Source organism: Paracoccus ravus (assembly GCF_004522175.1).
Classification (GTDB): Bacteria; Pseudomonadota; Alphaproteobacteria; order Rhodobacterales; family Rhodobacteraceae; genus Paracoccus; species Paracoccus ravus.
Map to the genome: position 1 here is coordinate 1 of NZ_SDEB01000001.1, position 17,763 is coordinate 17,763.

Annotated in this window: 18 protein-coding genes, 1 tRNA gene, 1 pseudogene and 1 riboswitch; of the genes and pseudogenes, 9 read left to right on the top strand and 11 right to left on the bottom strand. The window is 65.9% G+C overall.

The window, feature by feature from the left end; all coding sequences use genetic code 11:
* From ESZ60_RS21220 to ESZ60_RS00020, 4 genes and pseudogenes are all read right to left on the bottom strand, one after another.
* A pseudogene (locus ESZ60_RS21220) lies at nucleotides 1-151 on the bottom strand (IS110-like element ISMmg1 family transposase); the annotation flags it as partial.
* Nucleotides 152-253: 102 nt separating this feature from the next.
* A complete protein-coding gene (gene glyS, locus ESZ60_RS00010; protein WP_134678357.1) occupies nucleotides 254-2,311 on the bottom strand; it encodes a glycine--tRNA ligase subunit beta in 2,058 nt (685 codons plus the stop codon).
* A complete protein-coding gene (locus ESZ60_RS00015; RefSeq protein ID WP_134678358.1) occupies nucleotides 2,311-2,781 on the bottom strand; it encodes a DUF6446 family protein in 471 nt (156 codons plus the stop codon). The genes glyS and ESZ60_RS00015 overlap by 1 nt, the downstream gene beginning before the upstream one ends.
* 1 nt (nucleotide 2,782) lies before the next feature.
* Complete coding sequence (locus tag ESZ60_RS00020; protein WP_134678359.1) at nucleotides 2,783-3,745, bottom strand: glycine--tRNA ligase subunit alpha; 963 nt, start codon at nucleotides 3,743-3,745, stop codon at nucleotides 2,783-2,785.
* A gap of 86 nt (nucleotides 3,746-3,831) precedes the next feature.
* Here ESZ60_RS00020 and ESZ60_RS00025 point away from each other — a divergent pair, with 86 nt between their 5' ends.
* Nucleotides 3,832-5,343, top strand: coding sequence for a peptidoglycan-binding domain-containing protein (locus ESZ60_RS00025; protein ID WP_209021214.1), 1,512 nt, complete (start codon nucleotides 3,832-3,834; stop codon nucleotides 5,341-5,343).
* Nucleotides 5,344-5,345: 2 nt separating this feature from the next.
* Here ESZ60_RS00025 and ESZ60_RS00030 read toward each other — a convergent pair whose 3' ends face one another.
* On the bottom strand, nucleotides 5,346-6,794 hold the full coding sequence (locus tag ESZ60_RS00030) for a TrkH family potassium uptake protein (RefSeq protein WP_134678360.1): 1,449 nt from the start codon (nucleotides 6,792-6,794) through the stop codon (nucleotides 5,346-5,348).
* 104 nt (nucleotides 6,795-6,898) lie between these two features.
* Between ESZ60_RS00030 and ESZ60_RS00035 the strand changes: the two genes are divergently transcribed.
* A tRNA-Gly gene (locus ESZ60_RS00035) sits at nucleotides 6,899-6,972 on the top strand.
* Nucleotides 6,973-7,008: 36 nt separating this feature from the next.
* Here ESZ60_RS00035 and ESZ60_RS00040 read toward each other — a convergent pair.
* From ESZ60_RS00040 to ESZ60_RS00060, 5 genes are read right to left on the bottom strand one after another with little or no spacing between them, the layout of a single operon-like run.
* Nucleotides 7,009-7,221, bottom strand: coding sequence for a hypothetical protein (locus ESZ60_RS00040; protein ID WP_134678361.1), 213 nt, complete (start codon nucleotides 7,219-7,221; stop codon nucleotides 7,009-7,011).
* 26 nt (nucleotides 7,222-7,247) lie between these two features.
* Nucleotides 7,248-8,051 (bottom strand): ABC transporter ATP-binding protein, encoded by an 804-nt coding sequence (locus ESZ60_RS00045; protein ID WP_425331297.1) that lies wholly within the window; start codon nucleotides 8,049-8,051, stop codon nucleotides 7,248-7,250.
* Complete coding sequence (locus ESZ60_RS00050) at nucleotides 8,048-9,049, bottom strand: FecCD family ABC transporter permease (protein ID WP_134678363.1); 1,002 nt, start codon at nucleotides 9,047-9,049, stop codon at nucleotides 8,048-8,050. Before ESZ60_RS00050 ends, ESZ60_RS00045 begins: the two co-directional genes overlap by 4 nt.
* Nucleotides 9,046-9,885: an ABC transporter substrate-binding protein gene (locus ESZ60_RS00055; protein ID WP_134678364.1), complete on the bottom strand. Its 840-nt coding sequence runs from the start codon at nucleotides 9,883-9,885 to the stop codon at nucleotides 9,046-9,048. The genes ESZ60_RS00050 and ESZ60_RS00055 overlap by 4 nt, the downstream gene beginning before the upstream one ends.
* Nucleotides 9,879-11,759, bottom strand: a complete 1,881-nt coding sequence (locus tag ESZ60_RS00060) for a TonB-dependent receptor plug domain-containing protein (RefSeq protein WP_134678365.1) — start codon at nucleotides 11,757-11,759, stop codon at nucleotides 9,879-9,881. Before ESZ60_RS00060 ends, ESZ60_RS00055 begins: the two co-directional genes overlap by 7 nt.
* 131 nt (nucleotides 11,760-11,890) lie before the next feature.
* A riboswitch (cobalamin riboswitch) is annotated at nucleotides 11,891-12,085 on the bottom strand.
* 214 nt (nucleotides 12,086-12,299) lie between these two features.
* Between ESZ60_RS00060 and ESZ60_RS00065 the strand changes: the two genes are divergently transcribed.
* Both ESZ60_RS00065 and truA read left to right on the top strand, forming a co-directional pair.
* Nucleotides 12,300-13,265, top strand: coding sequence for a 5-bromo-4-chloroindolyl phosphate hydrolysis family protein (locus ESZ60_RS00065; protein WP_134678366.1), 966 nt, complete (start codon nucleotides 12,300-12,302; stop codon nucleotides 13,263-13,265).
* Entirely contained in the window at nucleotides 13,265-14,053 is a 789-nt protein-coding gene (gene truA, locus ESZ60_RS00070; protein WP_134678367.1) for a tRNA pseudouridine(38-40) synthase TruA, read from the top strand. The genes ESZ60_RS00065 and truA overlap by 1 nt, the downstream gene beginning before the upstream one ends.
* Nucleotides 14,054-14,060: 7 nt before the next feature.
* On the opposite strand, the gene ESZ60_RS00075 is transcribed toward truA, so the two are convergent.
* Nucleotides 14,061-14,819, bottom strand: a complete 759-nt coding sequence (locus tag ESZ60_RS00075; RefSeq protein ID WP_342365222.1) for a sugar transferase — start codon at nucleotides 14,817-14,819, stop codon at nucleotides 14,061-14,063.
* A gap of 214 nt (nucleotides 14,820-15,033) precedes the next feature.
* Between ESZ60_RS00075 and ESZ60_RS00080 the strand changes: the two genes are divergently transcribed.
* From ESZ60_RS00080 to rimI, 5 genes are read left to right on the top strand one after another with little or no spacing between them, the layout of a single operon-like run.
* A complete protein-coding gene (locus tag ESZ60_RS00080; RefSeq protein ID WP_134678369.1) occupies nucleotides 15,034-15,489 on the top strand; it encodes a universal stress protein in 456 nt (151 codons plus the stop codon).
* Nucleotides 15,489-16,109: a CPBP family glutamic-type intramembrane protease gene (locus ESZ60_RS00085; RefSeq protein WP_134678370.1), complete on the top strand. Its 621-nt coding sequence runs from the start codon at nucleotides 15,489-15,491 to the stop codon at nucleotides 16,107-16,109. The genes ESZ60_RS00080 and ESZ60_RS00085 overlap by 1 nt, the downstream gene beginning before the upstream one ends.
* Nucleotides 16,110-16,155: 46 nt before the next feature.
* Complete coding sequence (locus tag ESZ60_RS00090; protein ID WP_134678371.1) at nucleotides 16,156-16,710, top strand: NifU family protein; 555 nt, start codon at nucleotides 16,156-16,158, stop codon at nucleotides 16,708-16,710.
* Nucleotides 16,703-17,296, top strand: coding sequence for a tRNA (adenosine(37)-N6)-threonylcarbamoyltransferase complex dimerization subunit type 1 TsaB (gene tsaB / locus ESZ60_RS00095; protein ID WP_134678372.1), 594 nt, complete (start codon nucleotides 16,703-16,705; stop codon nucleotides 17,294-17,296). The genes ESZ60_RS00090 and tsaB overlap by 8 nt, the downstream gene beginning before the upstream one ends.
* The gene (gene rimI, locus ESZ60_RS00100) at nucleotides 17,293-17,703 is read left to right on the top strand and encodes a ribosomal protein S18-alanine N-acetyltransferase (RefSeq protein WP_134678373.1); all 411 of its coding nucleotides are present in this window, start codon (nucleotides 17,293-17,295) and stop codon (nucleotides 17,701-17,703) included. The genes tsaB and rimI overlap by 4 nt, the downstream gene beginning before the upstream one ends.
* Nucleotides 17,704-17,763: the final 60 nt, after the last annotated feature.

Here is a 17,763-nt window from a genome sequence, read left to right on the forward strand (position 1 = left end):
TGGCCATGATGCAGGCCGGTAGCTTCGACGCGAAGGCGATAACGCCCTCCCGACGCAATCGCCGACGCATCACGACTGTCCCCGCCCGGTCGAGACCGACGACACTGCAACTGTTCTTGCCCAGATCGATGCTAAGGATGACAATGCTCATGGTTCGCTCCTTCCTCCTTTGAAAACCGACATCCTACACAGAGGTCGGCGGGAGGGGCGGGCCATCCATACAGGGGGCCTGAGGCCCCTTTCCCTTGATGGTTCAGCCTTCGATCCGGCCAAAATCGGCGATCAGCCGCCCCGCCTCGCGGATTCGCGACAAGAGGTTCAGGCGGTTGCGGCGGACGATCTGGTTGTCGGTATTGATCTGCACCGCCTCGAAGAAGGCGTCGATCGGCGCGCGAAGGGTCGCGATGCCTTGAACCGCAGCCGGGAAATCCTCGAGGCGGACGGCTTCTCGGATGGCGGGCTCGGCCTTGTCGAGGGCGGCGAACAGCGCGCGTTCCTGCTCGGTCTCGGAGAATTTCTCATCCGCGCCGAAGCTATATTCGACGCCATCCTTTTCCTCGGCCTGCGTCAGGATGTTCGACGCGCGCTTGAGGCCTTGCAGCAGGTTCGTGCCGTTCTCGGTCGTCAGCACTTCGCCAAGCGCAACGGCCCGGTTTACCAGCAAAACGAGATCGTCATTCCCCGGCATCGCCAGAACCGCGTCGATAATGTCGTGACGCACGCCCTGATCGCGCAGATAGACTTTCAGACGGTCGTGGAAGAAGGCCAGCAATTCGCCCGCATCCGCGCCCGGATAACCCTTGGCGAAGACATCCGAGAGGTTCGCGCGAACCTTGTTCGAAAGCACCAGCCGGATCACACCAAGCGCCGCACGGCGTAGCGCGAAGGGGTCTTTCGAGCCGGTCGGCTTCTCGCCGATGGCCCAGAAGCCGGTCAGCGTGTCGAGCTTGTCGGCCAAAGCCACCGCGACCGAGACCGGCGCAGAGGGCACGTCATCCGACGGCCCCAGCGGCGAGTAATGGTCGCGCGCGGCATCGGCGACGGCGGCCGGCAGGCCCGCTTCCAGCGCGTAATGGCGACCCATGCCGCCCTGCAGCTCGGGGAACTCGCCGACCATGGCTGAGCGCAGGTCCAGTTTCGCGACCTTCGCGGCCTGTTCGGCCAGTTCGGGATCGGCCCCGACCAGCGGTGCGATCTCGCGCGCCAGCGCCGCGATGCGGGCGACGCGGTCGGCCTGCGAGCCGAGCTGGCTCTGGAAGGTCACGGATTTCAGCCCGTCGGCCCAATCCCCCATGCCCGATTTTGCCTCGCGCAGGTCATTGTCCCAGAAGAAGGCGGCGTCCGACAGGCGGGCGGCCAGCACGCGCTGGTTGCCCTTCAGGATCGTCTCGCCATGATCCGGCGTCTCGATATTGGCGACGGTGACGAAGCCCTCGATCCGGCCGGTCTTGGGATTGCGGGCCGAGAAGAACTTCTGATGCTCCTTCATCGAGGTCTGCAAAACCTCGGGCGGCAAGGTCAGGAAGCGGTCCTCGATCGCGCCCATCAGTGGCACCGGCCATTCGACCAGACCCGCGACCTCGGTCAGCAGACCGTCGTCGGGGACGATCTCCCAGCCGCGGGCGAAGGCGAGATTGGCGGCCTCCTGCCGGATCGCGGCCGCGCGCTCGGCGCTGTCGAGCATGACCTTGGCGCGGCGCAGCTTGGCGGCGTAATCGTCAAAGCCGGAAACGGTGATCTCGTCCGGGGCCATGAAGCGGTGGCCGCGGGTGGTGTTGCCCGAGGTGATGCCCTCGATTTCCAGCGGCACGACCTCGGCGCCGGCCTCGTCGGTCAGCAGGCAGATGACCCCATGCAGCGGACGAACCCAGCGCAAGCTTCCCGAGCCCCAGCGCATGGATTTCGGCCAGGGGAAGTTGCGGATAGTCGCGTCCAGCACCTCAGCCACGATCTCGGCGGCGGGGCGGCCGGCCTTCTCGATGGTGGCGAACCAGACTTGGCCCTTCTTGTCGTCGCGCGCCTCAAGCTGCTCGCGCGTCAGACCGGTCGAGCGCAGGAAGCCTTCCAGCGCGGCCTCGGGGGCGTCGGTGCGCGGGCCTTTGCGTTCCTCCCGGGTGGTCGGGCTATGGGCGGTCAGGCCTTCGACCGCCAGCACCAGACGGCGCGGAGTCGAGAAAGCACCCGCCGAGGCATAGGTCAGGCCAGCAGTCACCAGCCCGTCGGTTACCAGTTTCTTCAGGTCTTCGCGGGCGCGGGCCTGCATCCGCGCCGGGATTTCTTCCGAGAAAAGCTCGATCAGAAGGTCGGGCATCAGTCCATTACTCCGCGTTCGGGGGTCTTGTCGTTGAATTGGTGCCAGCCGTAAGCGCGGCCATCGGGATAGACGGCGATCACACGATCCACATCGGGGCGGATCTCGGGCTGGGAGAGATAGGCTTTGGCCGCGCCAGAGGCCAGATCGGCCTGCAATTGCCCGGCGTCAAAGCAGGTAAACCAGTTCGGCCCGACCAGCGGCGTCGGCTGCTCGAAAACTTCCGCACCCTCGGGCAGCGGCTGGTCTAGGCGAAAGCATCCGCGCCAGCGGATGGGCGAGCTTGAGGCGTCGATCGCCTCAAGATCGCCTGCCTCCAGCGGCACAGGCTGGCCATGCGCCACCACCGTCAGCCGGATGCTCGCAGCATCGGCGCGCTCGTAAAAGCCATATTCCTGCGCATACCAGACCCCGACGCCCGCAGCGATTGCGGCGCCAAGGATCAGAAGCGCGGGAATCCGGCCGTTCAAATCACGCCCCCGCCGGGAAAGCAGGCAGCGGCTCGCCCGTCGCAGCCGAGGTCGTCACGAACAGATCCGCGCAACGCTTCGCCAGCGCGCGAACCCGCCCGATATAGGCCTGACGCTCGGTGACCGAGATCACGCCTCGCGCATCGAGCAGGTTGAACAGGTGGCTGGCCTTGATCGCCTGATCATAGGCCGGATGCGCCATCGGAATATTGCGGCCGGCGCTGTCGGCCTCGGCCGCGTCCAGCGTGCGGGCGCATTCGGCCTCGGCATCCTCGAAATGCTTCAGCAGCGTGGCGGTATCGGCCTGCTCGAAGTTCCAGCGGGAATATTCGCGCTCGGCCTGACGGAAGATATCGCCATAGGTCAGGGGGATCGCGCTCGCCGGGTCGTTGAAGGGCATGTCCATGACATGCTCGACGCCCAGCACATACATGGCCAGACGCTCGAGGCCATAGGTCAGCTCGCCCGAGACCGGACGGCAGTCATGCCCGCCGACCTGCTGGAAATAGGTGAACTGGCTGACTTCCATACCGTCGCACCAGACCTCCCAGCCAAGGCCCCAAGCGCCCAGCGTCGGGCTTTCCCAGTCATCCTCGACGAAGCGCACGTCATGGATCATCGGATCCAACCCGATCGCCTTCAGCGAGCCCAGATACAGATCCTGCAGGTTCGGCGGCGAGGGTTTGATGATGACTTGGTACTGGTAATAGTGCTGCAAGCGGTTCGGGTTCTCGCCATAACGACCATCGGTCGGGCGACGCGAGGGCTGGACATAGGCCGCAGCCCAAGGCCGCGCGCCCAGCGAACGCAGAGTGGTCGCCGGATGGAAGGTGCCCGCGCCGACCTCCATGTCATAGGGTTGCAGCACGGCGCAGCCCTGCGCGGCCCAATAGGATTGCAGGCGCAGGATGATATCCTGAAAGCAGACGGGTTTCGCCGTCTGAACGTCCTTGGGGCTGGTCATCGCTGCATCCTTTTGCATAACTGGCAAGTAGGGTCAGCCGCCTTCTAGGCAGAGGGCGGCGCAGGGTCAATGAGAGGGAATTGCCCATGCGGCGCTTTGCGTTCATCTTCGCTGCGGCCTTGCCGCTTTTGCCTGCCCTGCCAGCCCAGGCCGAGGATGTGCTGATCCGCATCGAGGCCAAGCGCGGCACCGAGGCCGCCCGCGCCAGCGCCGAGGGCTGGAGCGCGCGTTTCAGCAATATCGTGACCTTTCCTCTGGCCGATGGCTGGGTCGGCGTGGCGCTGGGTCCACTACCCCGAGCCGAAGCCACCATCCGCCTGCGCGAGTTGAAATCGGCGGGACGGATTCCGGGCGACAGTTTCCTCGCGCCGCTTCCCGGACAAAGACTGACGCCGGTCGCCCCCGCAGCGGGTACACCACGGGCAGATCCTCCGGCAGATCGTTCGGCTGCGGCCGTCGGCTCGCCCTCGACCTTCCCTTTGGGCGGGGCGGCTGGCGCGCAGCCCGAGCAGAACGTCACTGCCGCCGCCGAGCCTGTGCCGGAAACCGACCCACAGCCGGTCAAGTACTTCCTGCGCATCGAATCGGCGTCCGACCGGGCAAAGGCCGAAGAGCTTCTCGCCAAGCGACGCGAGACCCTGCCCGAGGTGGGGTTATGGGCTCTGCCGAACGGAAGATCGGCGATTGCGCTCGGCCCCATGGACGAGGCGACCGGCAAGGCCTGGCTCGCAGCCTTTCGCCGGGCCGAGGCCATTCCCAGGGACGCCCTGCTTTCCCCCCAGACAGAGATGGGCCAGCCGGTCATGCCCGGCAGCGATCCCGAACTGGGCCCGCCGCCCGCCGAAGGGGCTGAGCCCGCCGCCATGCCCCCGCTCGAGGATATCCAGCGTGCATTGCGTTGGGCGGGCCATTACGACGGCGCGATTGACGGCAAGGATGGTCCGATGACGCAAGCCGCCATCGCCGATGAGATCGTCAACCTGCGGACCTCGCCCGACACGGCCACTGCCATGCAGGAACTGATCCGCCGGCGCGAGACCTGGCGCCGCGAGATGGGGCTGGGCGAATTGCGCGATGCCCATACCGGATTGGCCCTGCCCGCCCCGATGGAAAAGTTGGAATTCGACCGGGCCGAGCGGGCGCTGTCGATCTATGGCCCCAAGGGCGGCTCGGGCGCGGCACTGATCCTGTTCTCGCAGCCCGGCGACCAGCAGGAAATGCTGGACCTGACCGGGCTTGTCACGGCGCTTGGCTGGGTTCCCGCGCCCAAACGCGATGTGCGCCGCGGCAGCGTGACGCTGGACGGCCGGAACGAGACCCATATCAGCCATGCCGAGGCCCGTATCCGCGACGGCAGGGTCGAGGGCTTCGTGCTGATCTGGCCCGGGGTCGATCCCGAAGAGCAGCGCCGCCTTGCCTCCGAGATCTCGGATAATCTGGGTCGCTTCGCACCGACCGCCGCCGAGATCGCGAGCCAAGCGCCTGCGGAAACCGCCGCCACCCCCGAGCCCTTGGCCGAGGCCATGCCCGGTCCGGCAGGCGCAGAGGAAACCGCCGCAAGCCCGATCCCTGCCGCGCTGCCCTCTGCCGCGCCCTGAATTCAGCTGCGCCAGAAGCGTGGCAGGAAAAGCACCAGCACGGTGACCAGTTCGAGCCGGCCGATATACATGCCAAAGGTCATCATCCATTTCGCGGCGGTCGGCAATTGATCGACCGCCCCGTTCGGGCTGAGCTCGGGACCCCACATCACGCCGACATTGGCGATCGCGGTCCATGCCCCGGTCAGCGCCGTCCTTGGATGCAGCCCGGTCATCGCGAGGCCCATGATGAGCAGGCCGAAACTCAGCATGAACAGGGTAAAGAAGGTCATCACCGAATCGACGACCTCCTGTTTCAGCGGGTTGCCGTCATAGCGCAGCGGATAGACGCGATGCGGCGATTGCATCCGCCGCATCTGCGAGCGGACGGCCTCGAACAGGACCAGATAGCGGAACACCTTGACCGAACAGGCGGTCGAGCCGGTGCATCCGCCGATCAGCCCGACCACCACCAGCACGGCAAAGGGGAAATGCCCCCATTGCGTCACATCGCTGGAACTCAGCCCCGTGCCGGAAAAGGTCGAAACCACGTTGAAGACGGTTTCGCGGATGATCGCTTCGGGATGTTTGGCCTCGAGCCAGACCAGCCGATAGGCGACGATCGCCGTGATCGCCAGGAACATCCAGCGCAGATAGGCCCTGATCTGCGCATCCGCCCAAAGCGGCTCGGCCGAGCCCCGCACAAGCTGGACCATGCGGATGAAGGGGATCGAGGCCAGCACCATGAAAATCGCCGCCGCATATTCCAGCGGCCCCGCGAAACCCGCAAAACTGGCATTGTAATTCGAGAAACCGCCGGTCGAGCAGGTGGACATGGCCAGCAGGAAGGCGTCATAGCCCGTCATTCCCAGCAAAATATAGACGATGGCGCAGATCGCGGTCAGGGCGATATAGACCCAGGTCATCTCGCGGGCGATGTCAAAGGCACGGGGCAGGATCTTGCCCAATGTGTCGAAACCCTCGGACTTGAAGAATTGCATCCCCCCGACCTTCATCACCGGAAGGAAGATCATCGCGACCACGATGATCCCCAACCCGCCTGCCCAGTTCAGGAAACAGCGCCACAGATTGGCACCCTTTGGCAGGCTGTCGAGATCGGGAATGCTGGTCGCCCCGGTGGTGGTCAGTCCCGACATGCCTTCGAAATAGGCGTCGGTGAAGCTCAGATAGGGCGCGCCGATCATCAGCGGCAAGGCTCCGGCCGCTGGCAGCACCGCCCAGATCGCGGCGGTCAGCAGAAAGGCCTGCTCCATGCTCAGCGCCAGATCAGCCCCGCGCGTCGCCAGCGTGATCAGCGCCCCCGCAAGCATGGTGAGGATCGCGGATTCGAGAAAGGCCTTCCAATGCGGGTCGCCGGCCCACCAATCGACAGCCATAGGCAGCACCATCGCCGCCCCCAGCGTGATGACCAGCTTGCCGATTGTGTTGGCCACCGGACGGATATCGATCATGTCTCACTGCTTGCCGCGCCGTTGTGCCTGCGTCAAGCATCTGCGGTTTAAGCGCCTCTGCCCGCTTGCAACCTCTGTCGGGGCTGACTATAGAAAACAGCGATGCGGGTGTAGCTCAATGGTAGAGCAGCAGCCTTCCAAGCTGAATACGTGGGTTCGATTCCCATCACCCGCTCCATCCTTCCCTTTTCCAGATTGCCGCAGCCAGAGCAGGTTATTTGCCTAGCGTCAGCGCGGCAAAGGCGTAGCCCGCAAGGAAAGTCAGGCAGGGAATGACGAGGTTCCGCGCCCGGTATATCATCTGAAGCCGCAGCGTTTCCGCCTGCAGCTTCCTGGTCTCGGCCTTCAGCTTGATCACTTCGGCCTCGTCACGCAGACGCCTTGCGCGAGCCATCTGCTCGGGAGTCGGTGGAATCAGTTCCGACATGCAACCTCCGCTTCGCAAAAAGCAGTCTATCCGTTTCGGACGGGCGAGGAAGGCAAACTGGCGGATATGGTTAAGGGCTCGGGCGTCACGGTGTCCAGCGGCTGGAACAGCCAGCCCTGCTCGCCCTCGGTGATCTGCGCGGTGATCCCGAAACTCTGGGCCAGATGCCGGCGGGTCAGTACTGCCTGTGGCGCGCCATCCGCGACGATCCGGCCATGATCAAGCAGCACCAGCCTTGTGCAGTGCCGCATGGCAAGCCCCAGATCATGCAGCGAGGCCAGCACCGCCCTTCCCTGCCGCGCGAGCCCCGCGAAAAGCCGCATCACCTCGATCTGCGCGGCCGGGTCCAGACCCGCGATCGGCTCATCCGCCACCAGAAGCGGCGTCTCCTGCGCCAGCGCGCGCGCGATCAGGACCCTCGCCCGCTCGCCCCCCGAAAGGCCAAGCACGTTGCGATGGCGCAGCACCTCCAACCGGAGCGCCGCGATGGCCCGGTCGGTGGCGCGCCGGTCGGCATCCGCGGCGGCGTCGGGATGGGCGATGCGGCCAAGCGCCACGAGATTCTCGACCGACATCGGCCATGCGATCTCGCGGTCCTGAGGCATGAAGGCGACGGCCCGGGCGCGCTCATGCGGAGGCAACTCGGACAATGAAGACCAACCGCTGACCGGCACCAGACCTTGCGCCGCGCGCAAAAGACTGGTCTTGCCCGCCCCGTTGCGCCCGACCAGCCCGACGAATTCTCCGGCCGAGATGGTCAGATCGATGCCTTCCAGCACCGCAGCGCCGTCCTGAAGGCAACTCAGGCGCGACAGCGTGAGCCGGTTCACCATTCCAGCCTCCGAGTCTTGAGGATCAGATGCAGAAAGAACGGCGCGCCCACGATCGATGTCAGCACCCCCAGCTTGAGGTCGCGCTCGGGGGCGATCAGCCGAACCGCGATATCGGCTGCGAGCACCATCGCGCCTCCGCCCAAAGCCGAGGCCGCGATCAGCCGCGAGGGGCGGGCCCCGACGGCGTGGCGCAGCACATGCGGCACGACGAGGCCGACGAAACCGATGGTTCCGGCCACGGCCGTAGCACCTCCGATCATTGCCGCCGTGCCCGCGACCAGCATCAGGCGCAGCTGCCGCAGATCGATGCCGCTGGCGGCGGCGGCGTCCTCGCCCAAGGTCAGCGCGTCGAGGCCGCGCCCGGTCGGAAAGAGCAAGGCCGCGCCGCAGATGATGAAGGGGGCCGCGATCCAGACATGCAGCATCGAGCGATCCGAAAGCGATCCGAGCATCCAGAAGATGATCTCGCTCGCGGCATAGGGATTGGGCGAGAGGTTCAGGACCAGCGCCGTCGCCGCCCCGGCCAGCGCCGAGATCGCGAGCCCCGCAAGGATCAGCGCCATGGTCCCGCCGCGCGGCCCGGCGAGCAGCAGGACCAGCACCACCGATCCCAGCGCCCCGGCCAAGGCCGCCAGTGGCAAGGCCAAGGGAAAGCTCGCGGCAAGGCCCAGCTGGATCGCCAGAACCGCCCCCAGCGCCGCCGAGGCGCTGGTGCCGACCAGCCCCGGCTCGGCCAGTGGATTTCGCAGGAAACCCTGCATCACCGCCCCGGACATGCCGAGCGCCGCCCCGACCATCAGCGCCAGCAATGCGCGCGGCAGCCGGATCTGGCGCATCACCAGTTGCAGCATCTCCGGTCCCTGGCCGGACAGGGCGCGCAGGCTGTCGCCCGGCCGGATCGCCGCCGGGCCGATCAGGACCGAGGCCGCGAACAGGGCAAGGCATAAAGCTCCAAGCCCGGTCAGCAGCAGGGAATAATTCGGGTTCCGGCTCATTTCGGCAATTTCTCACCAGTTCTCAGGGCTCGCAAGTCGGCAACGGCGCGCAGGACATGGGGCGTGCCGCAGGCCCAGTCCCGATCCGAAATCACCTCGCGGGACTGCCGTTCCAGAAGATGTCGCAGGGCGGGATGGTCAAGCATCTCTTCGGCGCGGGCATGGCCGGGATTGCGCTCGCTGACGACGACCAGATCGGGTTGGGCCAGGGCCAGTTCCTCGAGCGGCAGGTTGCCGCCGTGACGGATCCCGAAATCGCTGGCGAGGTTACGGTATCCCGCTGCCGCGAGCATCGCGCCCGCAAGGCTTTCATCGCCCGCCACATAGCCATTCGCGGCGTAAAGCACCGCACTTGGCGGATCGGCGGGATGGTCCTGCAGCGCGGCCAGATCAGCGTCGAACTGGGCCAGCACGGCCTCGGCACGGGCCTCGCGGTCCAAGGCGCGGCCCATGCGCAACAAATTGTCGCGGATGTCCTGAAAGCTCGTCTCGGGGGGAAACACTTCGACCGGGACGCCGAGACGGCGCAGCAGGCGCAGCGCCTCGGGGGGCGTCGTCGCGCCGGCAAGGACCAGATCGGGACGCAGCAGGAAGACCTCTTCGGCGCTGGCATGATTGACGGGAATGTCCAGCGCGCGTTCGCGCATCACCGAAAGAAGCGGGTCCTGCGCCAGATATGAGACCGAGATCACCTGTCGGGGCGCCGCCAGCATCAAGGCTAGCTGGTCGGTGCAGAGATTGACCGAGACCACGCGCTCTGGCCGGGCCTCGGCGGCCGCTCCGACAAGGCTCAGGCCGCCCGCGAGGCAGGCGACCCGAAGAAGCGCTGTCACCATCTGGCCTCCAGCCCGGCATGAACGGTGCGGCCCGGCGCAGCATAGCCCCAGACCTCGGAATATTCCGCATCGAACAGGTTCACCACCCGCCCGGTCAACCGGATATTCGATGTCAGATCGTAACCGCCTGCGAGGTTGACGGTGGTGAAATCGTCAAGCTCGGAGGTCTCATACATGCCCCAGAACTCGGTGTCGTAATTCCCCGAGACATGACGCAGATCGGCGGTGACGGACGCCGCGCCGTCAAGCAGCGCCAGCGTCGCGGACAGGCCCAATTCATGCCGGGGGCGGCGGATCTCGACCGTGCCCTCGGGCGTCTTGGCATCCAGGTAGGTGTAATCCAGCGCGAGGCTCACGTTTTCCGCCGCGCGCAGCTTGGCGGCGATCTCGACGCCCTCGCGCGGGCTTTCCCCATCGAGATTGGTATAGCTTGCCCGCCCGTCCGGCGCGAGGCCGGGCAGATAGACGACCTCATCCTCGAGCGTCTCGCGGAACCATGTCACGTCGACCGAACCGCGCCCATCGGGAAGCTGTGCCTCGATTCCCAGATCGAAGCCGCGATTCTTCTCGGGCTTGAGAAAGGGATTGCCGACCGAGAACATGTCATCCGAGTAAAGCTCGTAATAGGACGGGTTCACCAGCCCGGTCCCCGCCGAGGCATGCAGGCGGAAGGGGCGGTCGGGCATCTGCCAGGACAGAGCAAGGTTCCAGCTGGTGAAATCCTCGAAATTCGCGTTGTCGTCATGGCGCAGACCGGCCTGCAGGTTCAGGCCATTTTCGAGGAAACCGCGATATTCCAGAGCCAGCGAATTCATCTCGCGGCGGAAATCGGGGGCAAGGGTCGATTCGTCCTTTTGCCGCTCGGCGAGCAGGTTCAACAGATGCGCGGCATCCTCGACGGGCCTGCCGTCGAGGCCATAGCTCAGGCGGTATTTCAGCGTTTCCGTCTCGCCGCGCGATTCCGCAGATTCGGTCGAGCGATTCTTGGTCACCGTATCCTGATAGGCCAGCCGATGCGTCAGGCGACCGTCCAGCATGGCGAATTCGGCCCAGAGCGCGCCTTGGAACTCGTCCCGCTCGCCATGCAGGCTGTCATCATCGACGACGTAGCTTTCGGCATCCGTGGCCATCCAATCGCTGTAATCATAGTCGTAACCCTCAGCCGCGCGGCGCAGGCTCGCGCCAAGACGCAGCGCATCCGTCGCCTGATACCAGCCCGACAGGCCGATGCTCTTGCGGGTGATGCCGTCCTTTTCGCCGCCATCGCCAGACTGGTCATAGCCGTGATCGTCGCTGGCCGAGAGGTTCAGCGAGATCCCGCCCCGCTCGCCATTCTGGCTGACATGGCCCGAGGCCGAGGCCCCGTTCCCGACCTCGATCTTGCCCCCATAGCTCAGCCCCGGACCGCCCTTGTCGGTGATGATGTTGATCACCCCCGCCGAGGCGTTCGAGCCGTAATAGACCGATTGCGGACCGCGCAGCACCTCGATGCGCTCGATATTGGCGGTCTCGAGCCCCGCCACGACATATTCATCGCCGCCGCCATTGGCCTCGATCCCGTCGATCAGGACCAGCGTGTGATCGGACTCGCCGCCGCGAATCCGGATCTGGGTATGGCTCGTCCCCGAAGAACTGACCGAGACGCCGGGCAGCGCACGCAGGGCGTCCTGCACCGATGCGATGCCGCGCGCCTCGATCTCTTCGGCGGTGACGATGCTGAAGGCGCGGCCATAGCCCGCCTCGGGGACGGGTTGCAGCCCGGCGGTCAGCACCACGGGGGCGAGCGTCACGGGGGCCGCATCCTCCTGCGCCTGGGCCATAGCGGGAAGGGTTGCGGCGAGCAGGGCGATCTGGGCGCTTTTCTTGCGGAACATCTCCGGGGCCTTTCACATGCAGACAAGCTGCATTTCATTGCGGATGCGGGAGAAGGCCGACATGGCTTCGCCGCAGGTTGGTGACAGTCACCTCTGCGGTTCAGCCGCTTTCCAGACGCACCCCGCGCCGGAAATGGGTGAGTGCTGCGGCAGGTCTCCTGGCTCGCGGGTCGCAGCGCGGGCCTGCCTTCCCGGAACATGTCCAGTGGCGCGGATGACCCTTGCTCTCCGCCAACAGTTGCGGGGGCAGCCGCGGCCTTGCCGTTCGGCGCACCGCGTTCCCTTTTCATCCGGATGACTCCGGAACCGTAGCATTCCTGTGTTGTCGCAGAGGCCAACCTGCTGTCAAGGTCGATATGCCTGCATTGCGCTGCCCTTTCTTTCGAGAAGGATCAGACCTATATCCTGCGCAACACGGCAGACTGACCCAAGGATGAAAGGAAGCAGATGTCCCCGAAAGCGACGAAACGGCTGTCCTTCTTTCTGCTGATGGGATTGACGCTCTACGCCTCTTTCGTGGGCGCGGGCTGAGGACAGGTCATGGCCAAACGTTTCGGAGGGCGCTTCTCGCCACTGGGCCGCGGGCAGGACGGCGACCAGTCGCCCCTGCGCCCCGTCCCGCGCCCCGTGCATCATCCGCTGGAATCGCGCACCCGCTGGATCACCTTCATGGCGGTGCCCTTCCTGATCAGCGCTTTCTGGCAGGGACCTTTCGGGCTGGTCATGCATCTTCTGGCCTTTGCCGGTGTCGCGGGCGGAATGGTCCTGACCCGCGAGGGCCTGCAAGCCGAGGCCGAATATGATGCCCGCCGCGTCGCCCGCCGTCCGGCGATTCCGCGCAAGCTTTTTGGCGGCGTGCTGAGCGGTCTCGGCCTCGCGCTGGGGTCCTACGTTCCCGGCGCGGAACTGGGTGCAGCGGTGATCGGCATCGCCGGGGCGGTGCTGCATTGGCTCTCTTTCGGGACCGATCCGATGCGCGACAAGGGCATGGAGGGCATCGACAGTTTCCAGCAGGATCGCGCGCATCGCATCATCACCGAGGGCGAGGCCCATCTGAAAGCCATGCAGGACGCGATCCTGCGCACCGGGGACCGCCGGCTCGAGGCCCGCGTTGCGATGTTCTCGGCCACCGCGCGCGAGCTTTTCACCCGGATCGAGCAGGATCCCGGCGACATCGCCGCGGTCCGGCGCTATCTCGGCGTCTATCTGCAGGGCGCCCGCGACGCGACGGTGAAATTCTCGGATCTGTATCTGCAGACGCATGACGCCCGCACACGGCAGGATTACGAGACCCTGCTCAATGATCTCGAAACCCAATTCGCCGCCCGCACCCGCAAGCTTCTGGAGGGCGGGCGCAGCGATCTTGATATCGAGATCGGCGTCTTGCGCGACCGGCTTGCACGCGAAGGCGTGGCTCAGCCCGCGATCGAGGCGGGCAAACTCGAAACGCCGATGACCATGGACGATCTGCTGATCCGCCGGGATAGCGAGAAGCAGCCGCGCTGATGCCTCGCTACGCATTGTTGATCGAATATGACGGCAGGCCCTTTGCCGGATGGCAGGCGCAGGCCGACCAGCCCAGCGTGCAGGGCGCGATCGAAACGGCGCTGGCCCGGCTTGATGCAGGCTTCGCGGCAGGCGCGCGGATTGCCGCCGCCGGGCGCACCGATGCCGGGGTCCATGCCACGGGTCAGGTCGCCCATGCCGATCTGGCGCGGGACTGGGACCCGTTCCGGCTCTCCGAGGCGCTGAACTGGCATCTGAAACCGGCCCCCGTGGCCATTCTGGCGGCGGTGAAGGTCGAGGATGATTTCCACGCTCGTTTCTCGGCCATGGAACGGCGCTATGTCTTTCGCCTGATCGCCCGCCGCGCACCTGTCACGCATGAGCGAGGGCAGGTCTGGCAGGTGCTGAACCCGCTCGATGCCGAGGCGATGCGCCGGGGCGCGGCACATCTGATCGGGCTGCATGACTTCACCACCTTCCGCTCGACCATGTGCCAATCGGCGAGCCCGGTGAAGACCTTGGACGAAATCCGGATCGAGGAACACGAGATCCCGCAGGGCCGCGAATATCGCTTCTACCTGCGCGCCCGGTCCTTCCTGCATAATCAGGTCCGCTCGATCGTCGGCACGCTGGAACGCGTCGGCGCGGGGGCGTGGCATCCTGACCGCGTGGGAAAAGCCCTGGCCGCATGCGACCGCGCGGCTTGCGGGCCGGTCTGCCCGCCGCATGGACTTTATCTGTCAGGGGTAGGCTATCCGCAGGACCCGTTCGGCATCGACACCGTTTGACAGAGAATCACTCGGCCGGGACGCGGGCCTTGGCCGACGCTGCCTTATCGCGCGGCGGGACCGTCGTTGAAGAGGCGCGCTTGCGCCCCCTACCTTGCCAATTCGGCACCAGCACCGTCATTACCGTGTGCCAGATGATCCACAGATCGACCCGCAGGTTGCGGCGGCGCTGATAAATCAGGTCGAGCCGCAACTTGGTCGGCAGGCAGCGCCGGTAATAGGCGGCCTCGGTCGCTTCGGCGGTCTTGCAGCGCGCCATGATGCGATCCTCGTGCACGTGATAGATCATCGTGGCAAGGCCGGTCACGCCGGGACGGTTCGTAAGCACCTGATTATAAAGCGCGGGAAAGCGCTCGACATATTCCGGCAGCGGCGGACGCGGGCCTACAAAGCTCATGTCGCCACGCAAAATATTGAAAAGCTGCGGCAATTCATCGATTCGGGTGCGCCGGAGAAAGCGCCCCACACGCGTGATGCGCCAATGCTTATGCGCGCCGGTCGCGCCGAAATCGCCCTCTTCGCCCAGCATGGTGCGGAATTTGAGCAGGCTGAACTGCTGGCCCGGCGCCCGCATCCGCGGTGCCACGTAAAAGACCGGACGCCCCTGCGTCACGACCAGAAGAAAGGCCACGACCAGCATGAGCAGGGACAAGGGCACAAGCAGGACGAGGGCCAGCAGTATATCGAAAAGCCGCTTGCCGACTGTCATGCCGACACGTTCCGAGGGCAGGTCGGCGCCAAGCCAGGCGGGGCCGATCTGCGGCATGGGACGCACATCGCGGCAATCGTTTCTGTCCCAATCGTGGTGAATTGTCACAGCATGATCCCGCGGTCATCTTGATAACATTTTTGCCTTAACATAGGGCATACGAATTGAAAACGGACGCAAGGGGTAAAGCGCGACAGACTTGCGCCAGCGTGTCCTTTCGGCCAGTGTCTGCCCACTCGGGTCAACCGAGTTAAGCCGAACGGGAAGAACAATGCGCAAACTCCTGGTGGTTCTGGACGACTCGCGCGAATGCCTGAACGCCATCCGCTTCGCCGCGATGCGCGCGGCAAAGACCGGTGGCGGCGTTCAGGTCCTGGCCGTGATCCCCGCCGCAGATATCCAGCATGGCATGGGCGTCGCCGAGGTCATGCGGGCCGAGGCCTATGAGCGCATCCAGGCCCATTACGAGGTCTTTGCGAAATGGATGCGCGACCGCCCCGGGGTCGAGCCGGAACTGGTGGTCCGCGAGGGCGAGCCCTGCGCCGAGTTGCTGGCGCAATTGTCCGATGATCCCGAGATCGGCGTGATCGTGCTGGCCGCCTCGACGGAATCGGCGGGTCCCGGGCCGATCATCTCGCGTCTCTTGCGCGATGTCGCGACCCTGCCCTGCCCGATCACCATCGTGCCCGGCGATATGTCCCGCGAGCGGCTCGAACAGATCACCTGATGGACCGGCGGCTGGCTCTGGCCGCGGTTCTGGCCATTCCGGTCCTCAGCGCCATTTTTGCCCTGATCGCGGCAAGCGGCCTGCGCCCGCTGAGCGGGGCGCTTCTGGGCATGTCCTTTTATTGGCTGCTTCTGGCGGCGGCGCTTTGGAACAGGGGCGGCTGGTCGCTCTGCCCGCGCTGGCCGGGCGGGCGGCTCGCTTTAGCCTTTGGCGGGACCGCGCTTTTCCTGGCCTGGACCGGCTTGCCGGGGCTGGCCGCGCTCTCGCCGCATGTGGCTGCTCTGGCAATCATCGCCGGTCTGAGCAATGGCTGCCTTGAGGAGGCCTTCTGGCGCGGCGCGCTGGTCCCGCGCCTTGGGCGGCGGCATTGGCGGGCGGGAATCGCGCCGGTTCTGCTCTTTGCCCTCTGGCATGTCGCCCCTGCGATGCTGCTGAGGCGGCTCGATCTGCCCGGCGGCGCGGTGATCATGGCTCTGGCGGCGCTTTTCTTCGGGGCGCTCGCCATGACGCTCAGGCTGGCTTCGGGCAGCGCGGGACTGGGGGCGATCCTGCATGTGCTGGCCAGCATTTCGGTCTTTGCCCATGCCGCCGCGATAAACGGAACCTCGCGTTTTCCTTGACTCGCACCCCCCTCAATCCCCATATCGCGCGCAAAGGAGCACGCCCATGTTCATCCAGACCGAAACCACCCCGAACCCCGCCACGCTGAAGTTCCTGCCGGGCGAGACCGTTCTGGGCACCGGCACCGCCGATTTCCCCGAGGCCGAGGCCGCCGCAGCAAGCCCGCTCGCCCGCCGCATCTTTGCCGTACCGGGCGTGACCGGCGTTTTCCTTGGCTCGGATTTCGTGACTGTGACCAAGGCCGACAGCGCCGTCTGGGACCATCTGAAGCCTTCGGTCCTTGGTGCCATCATGGAGCATTACCAGTCCGGCGCGCCGGTCATGGAAGGCTCGGCCAGCAGCGGCCATAACGATCAGGACGGCCCGGATTCCGAGATCGTCAGCCAGATCAAGGAACTGCTCGACACCCGCGTGCGTCCTGCCGTGGCGCAGGACGGCGGCGACATCACCTTCCACGGCTTCGACCGTGGCGTCGTCTATCTGCATATGCAGGGCGCCTGCGCAGGCTGCCCCTCCTCGACCCTGACCCTGAAAATGGGGATCGAGAACCTGCTGCGCCATTACATCCCCGAGGTGACCGAGGTCCGCCCCGTTGCCTGACGCGCTCTCTTTGGGATTTGACACATCGGCCGCGCATTGCGCGGCCGCTTTGCTGCAGGGTGATCGCGTGCTGGCCCATCGCCATGAGGACATGGCCAAGGGCCAGGCCGAGCGGCTTTTCCCCCTGCTTCTCGAGGTGCTGGCCGAGGCTGGCGCGGACTGGCGGGATCTTTCGGTCATCGGTGTGGGCACGGGACCGGGAAACTTCACCGGCATCCGCATCGCCGTCGCGGCGGCGCGGGGGCTGGCCTTGTCGCTGGGGATACCTGCGGTGGGCGTGAGTGCGACCGAGGCCGCGGCGCTTGACCTGCCCCGGCCTTGCCGTGTCGCCCTGCCCGCCCGCGCGGGCGAGGTGATCTGGCAGGATTTCGGCCCCGGCCTCGTCAGCCGCGCCGATCAGGGCGTGCTGCATAGCCTGCCGCCCGGCCCGCCGCTGATGTCGCCCGTCCATCCGCTGGCGGTCGCCATCGCCCGTATCGCGCTTGCGCGCCGCGCCGATCCCGACCTGCCCCGCCCCGCCCCGCTCTATCTGCGCCCGGCGGATGCCGCGCCCGCCCGCGACCGTGGCCCCCTGATCCTGACATGACCTCGGATCTTCTCGCGGACCTGCATCTGCGCTGCTTCGCCACGCATCCCCGGCCCTGGTCCGCGGCCGAGATCGAGGATTTGCTGGCCAGCCACCTGAACTTTCTGCTGATCAGGCCGCAAGGGTTCCTGATCGGCCGCACTGTGGCGGATGAGGCCGAACTGCTGACGGTCGCAGTCTCTCCGGAGGCGCGCAGGCAGGGCGTCGCACGCTCGCTGCTGTCAGAGTTTCGTGACACGGCGCGGATGCGTGGCGCGACCGAGGCTTTCCTCGAGGTCGCCTCGGACAATGCAGGCGCGCGGGCACTCTATCTTTCCGAGGGCTGGGCAGATGTCGGGCAGCGGCGAAATTACTATGCGCCGGGGATAGATGCGGTGCTGATGCGACAAGGACTGCAAGGCCAATAAGGCTGTTGACGCATGCGCGGCCATGCGCGCTAATCCAGACACACAGGGCAGGAATGCCCA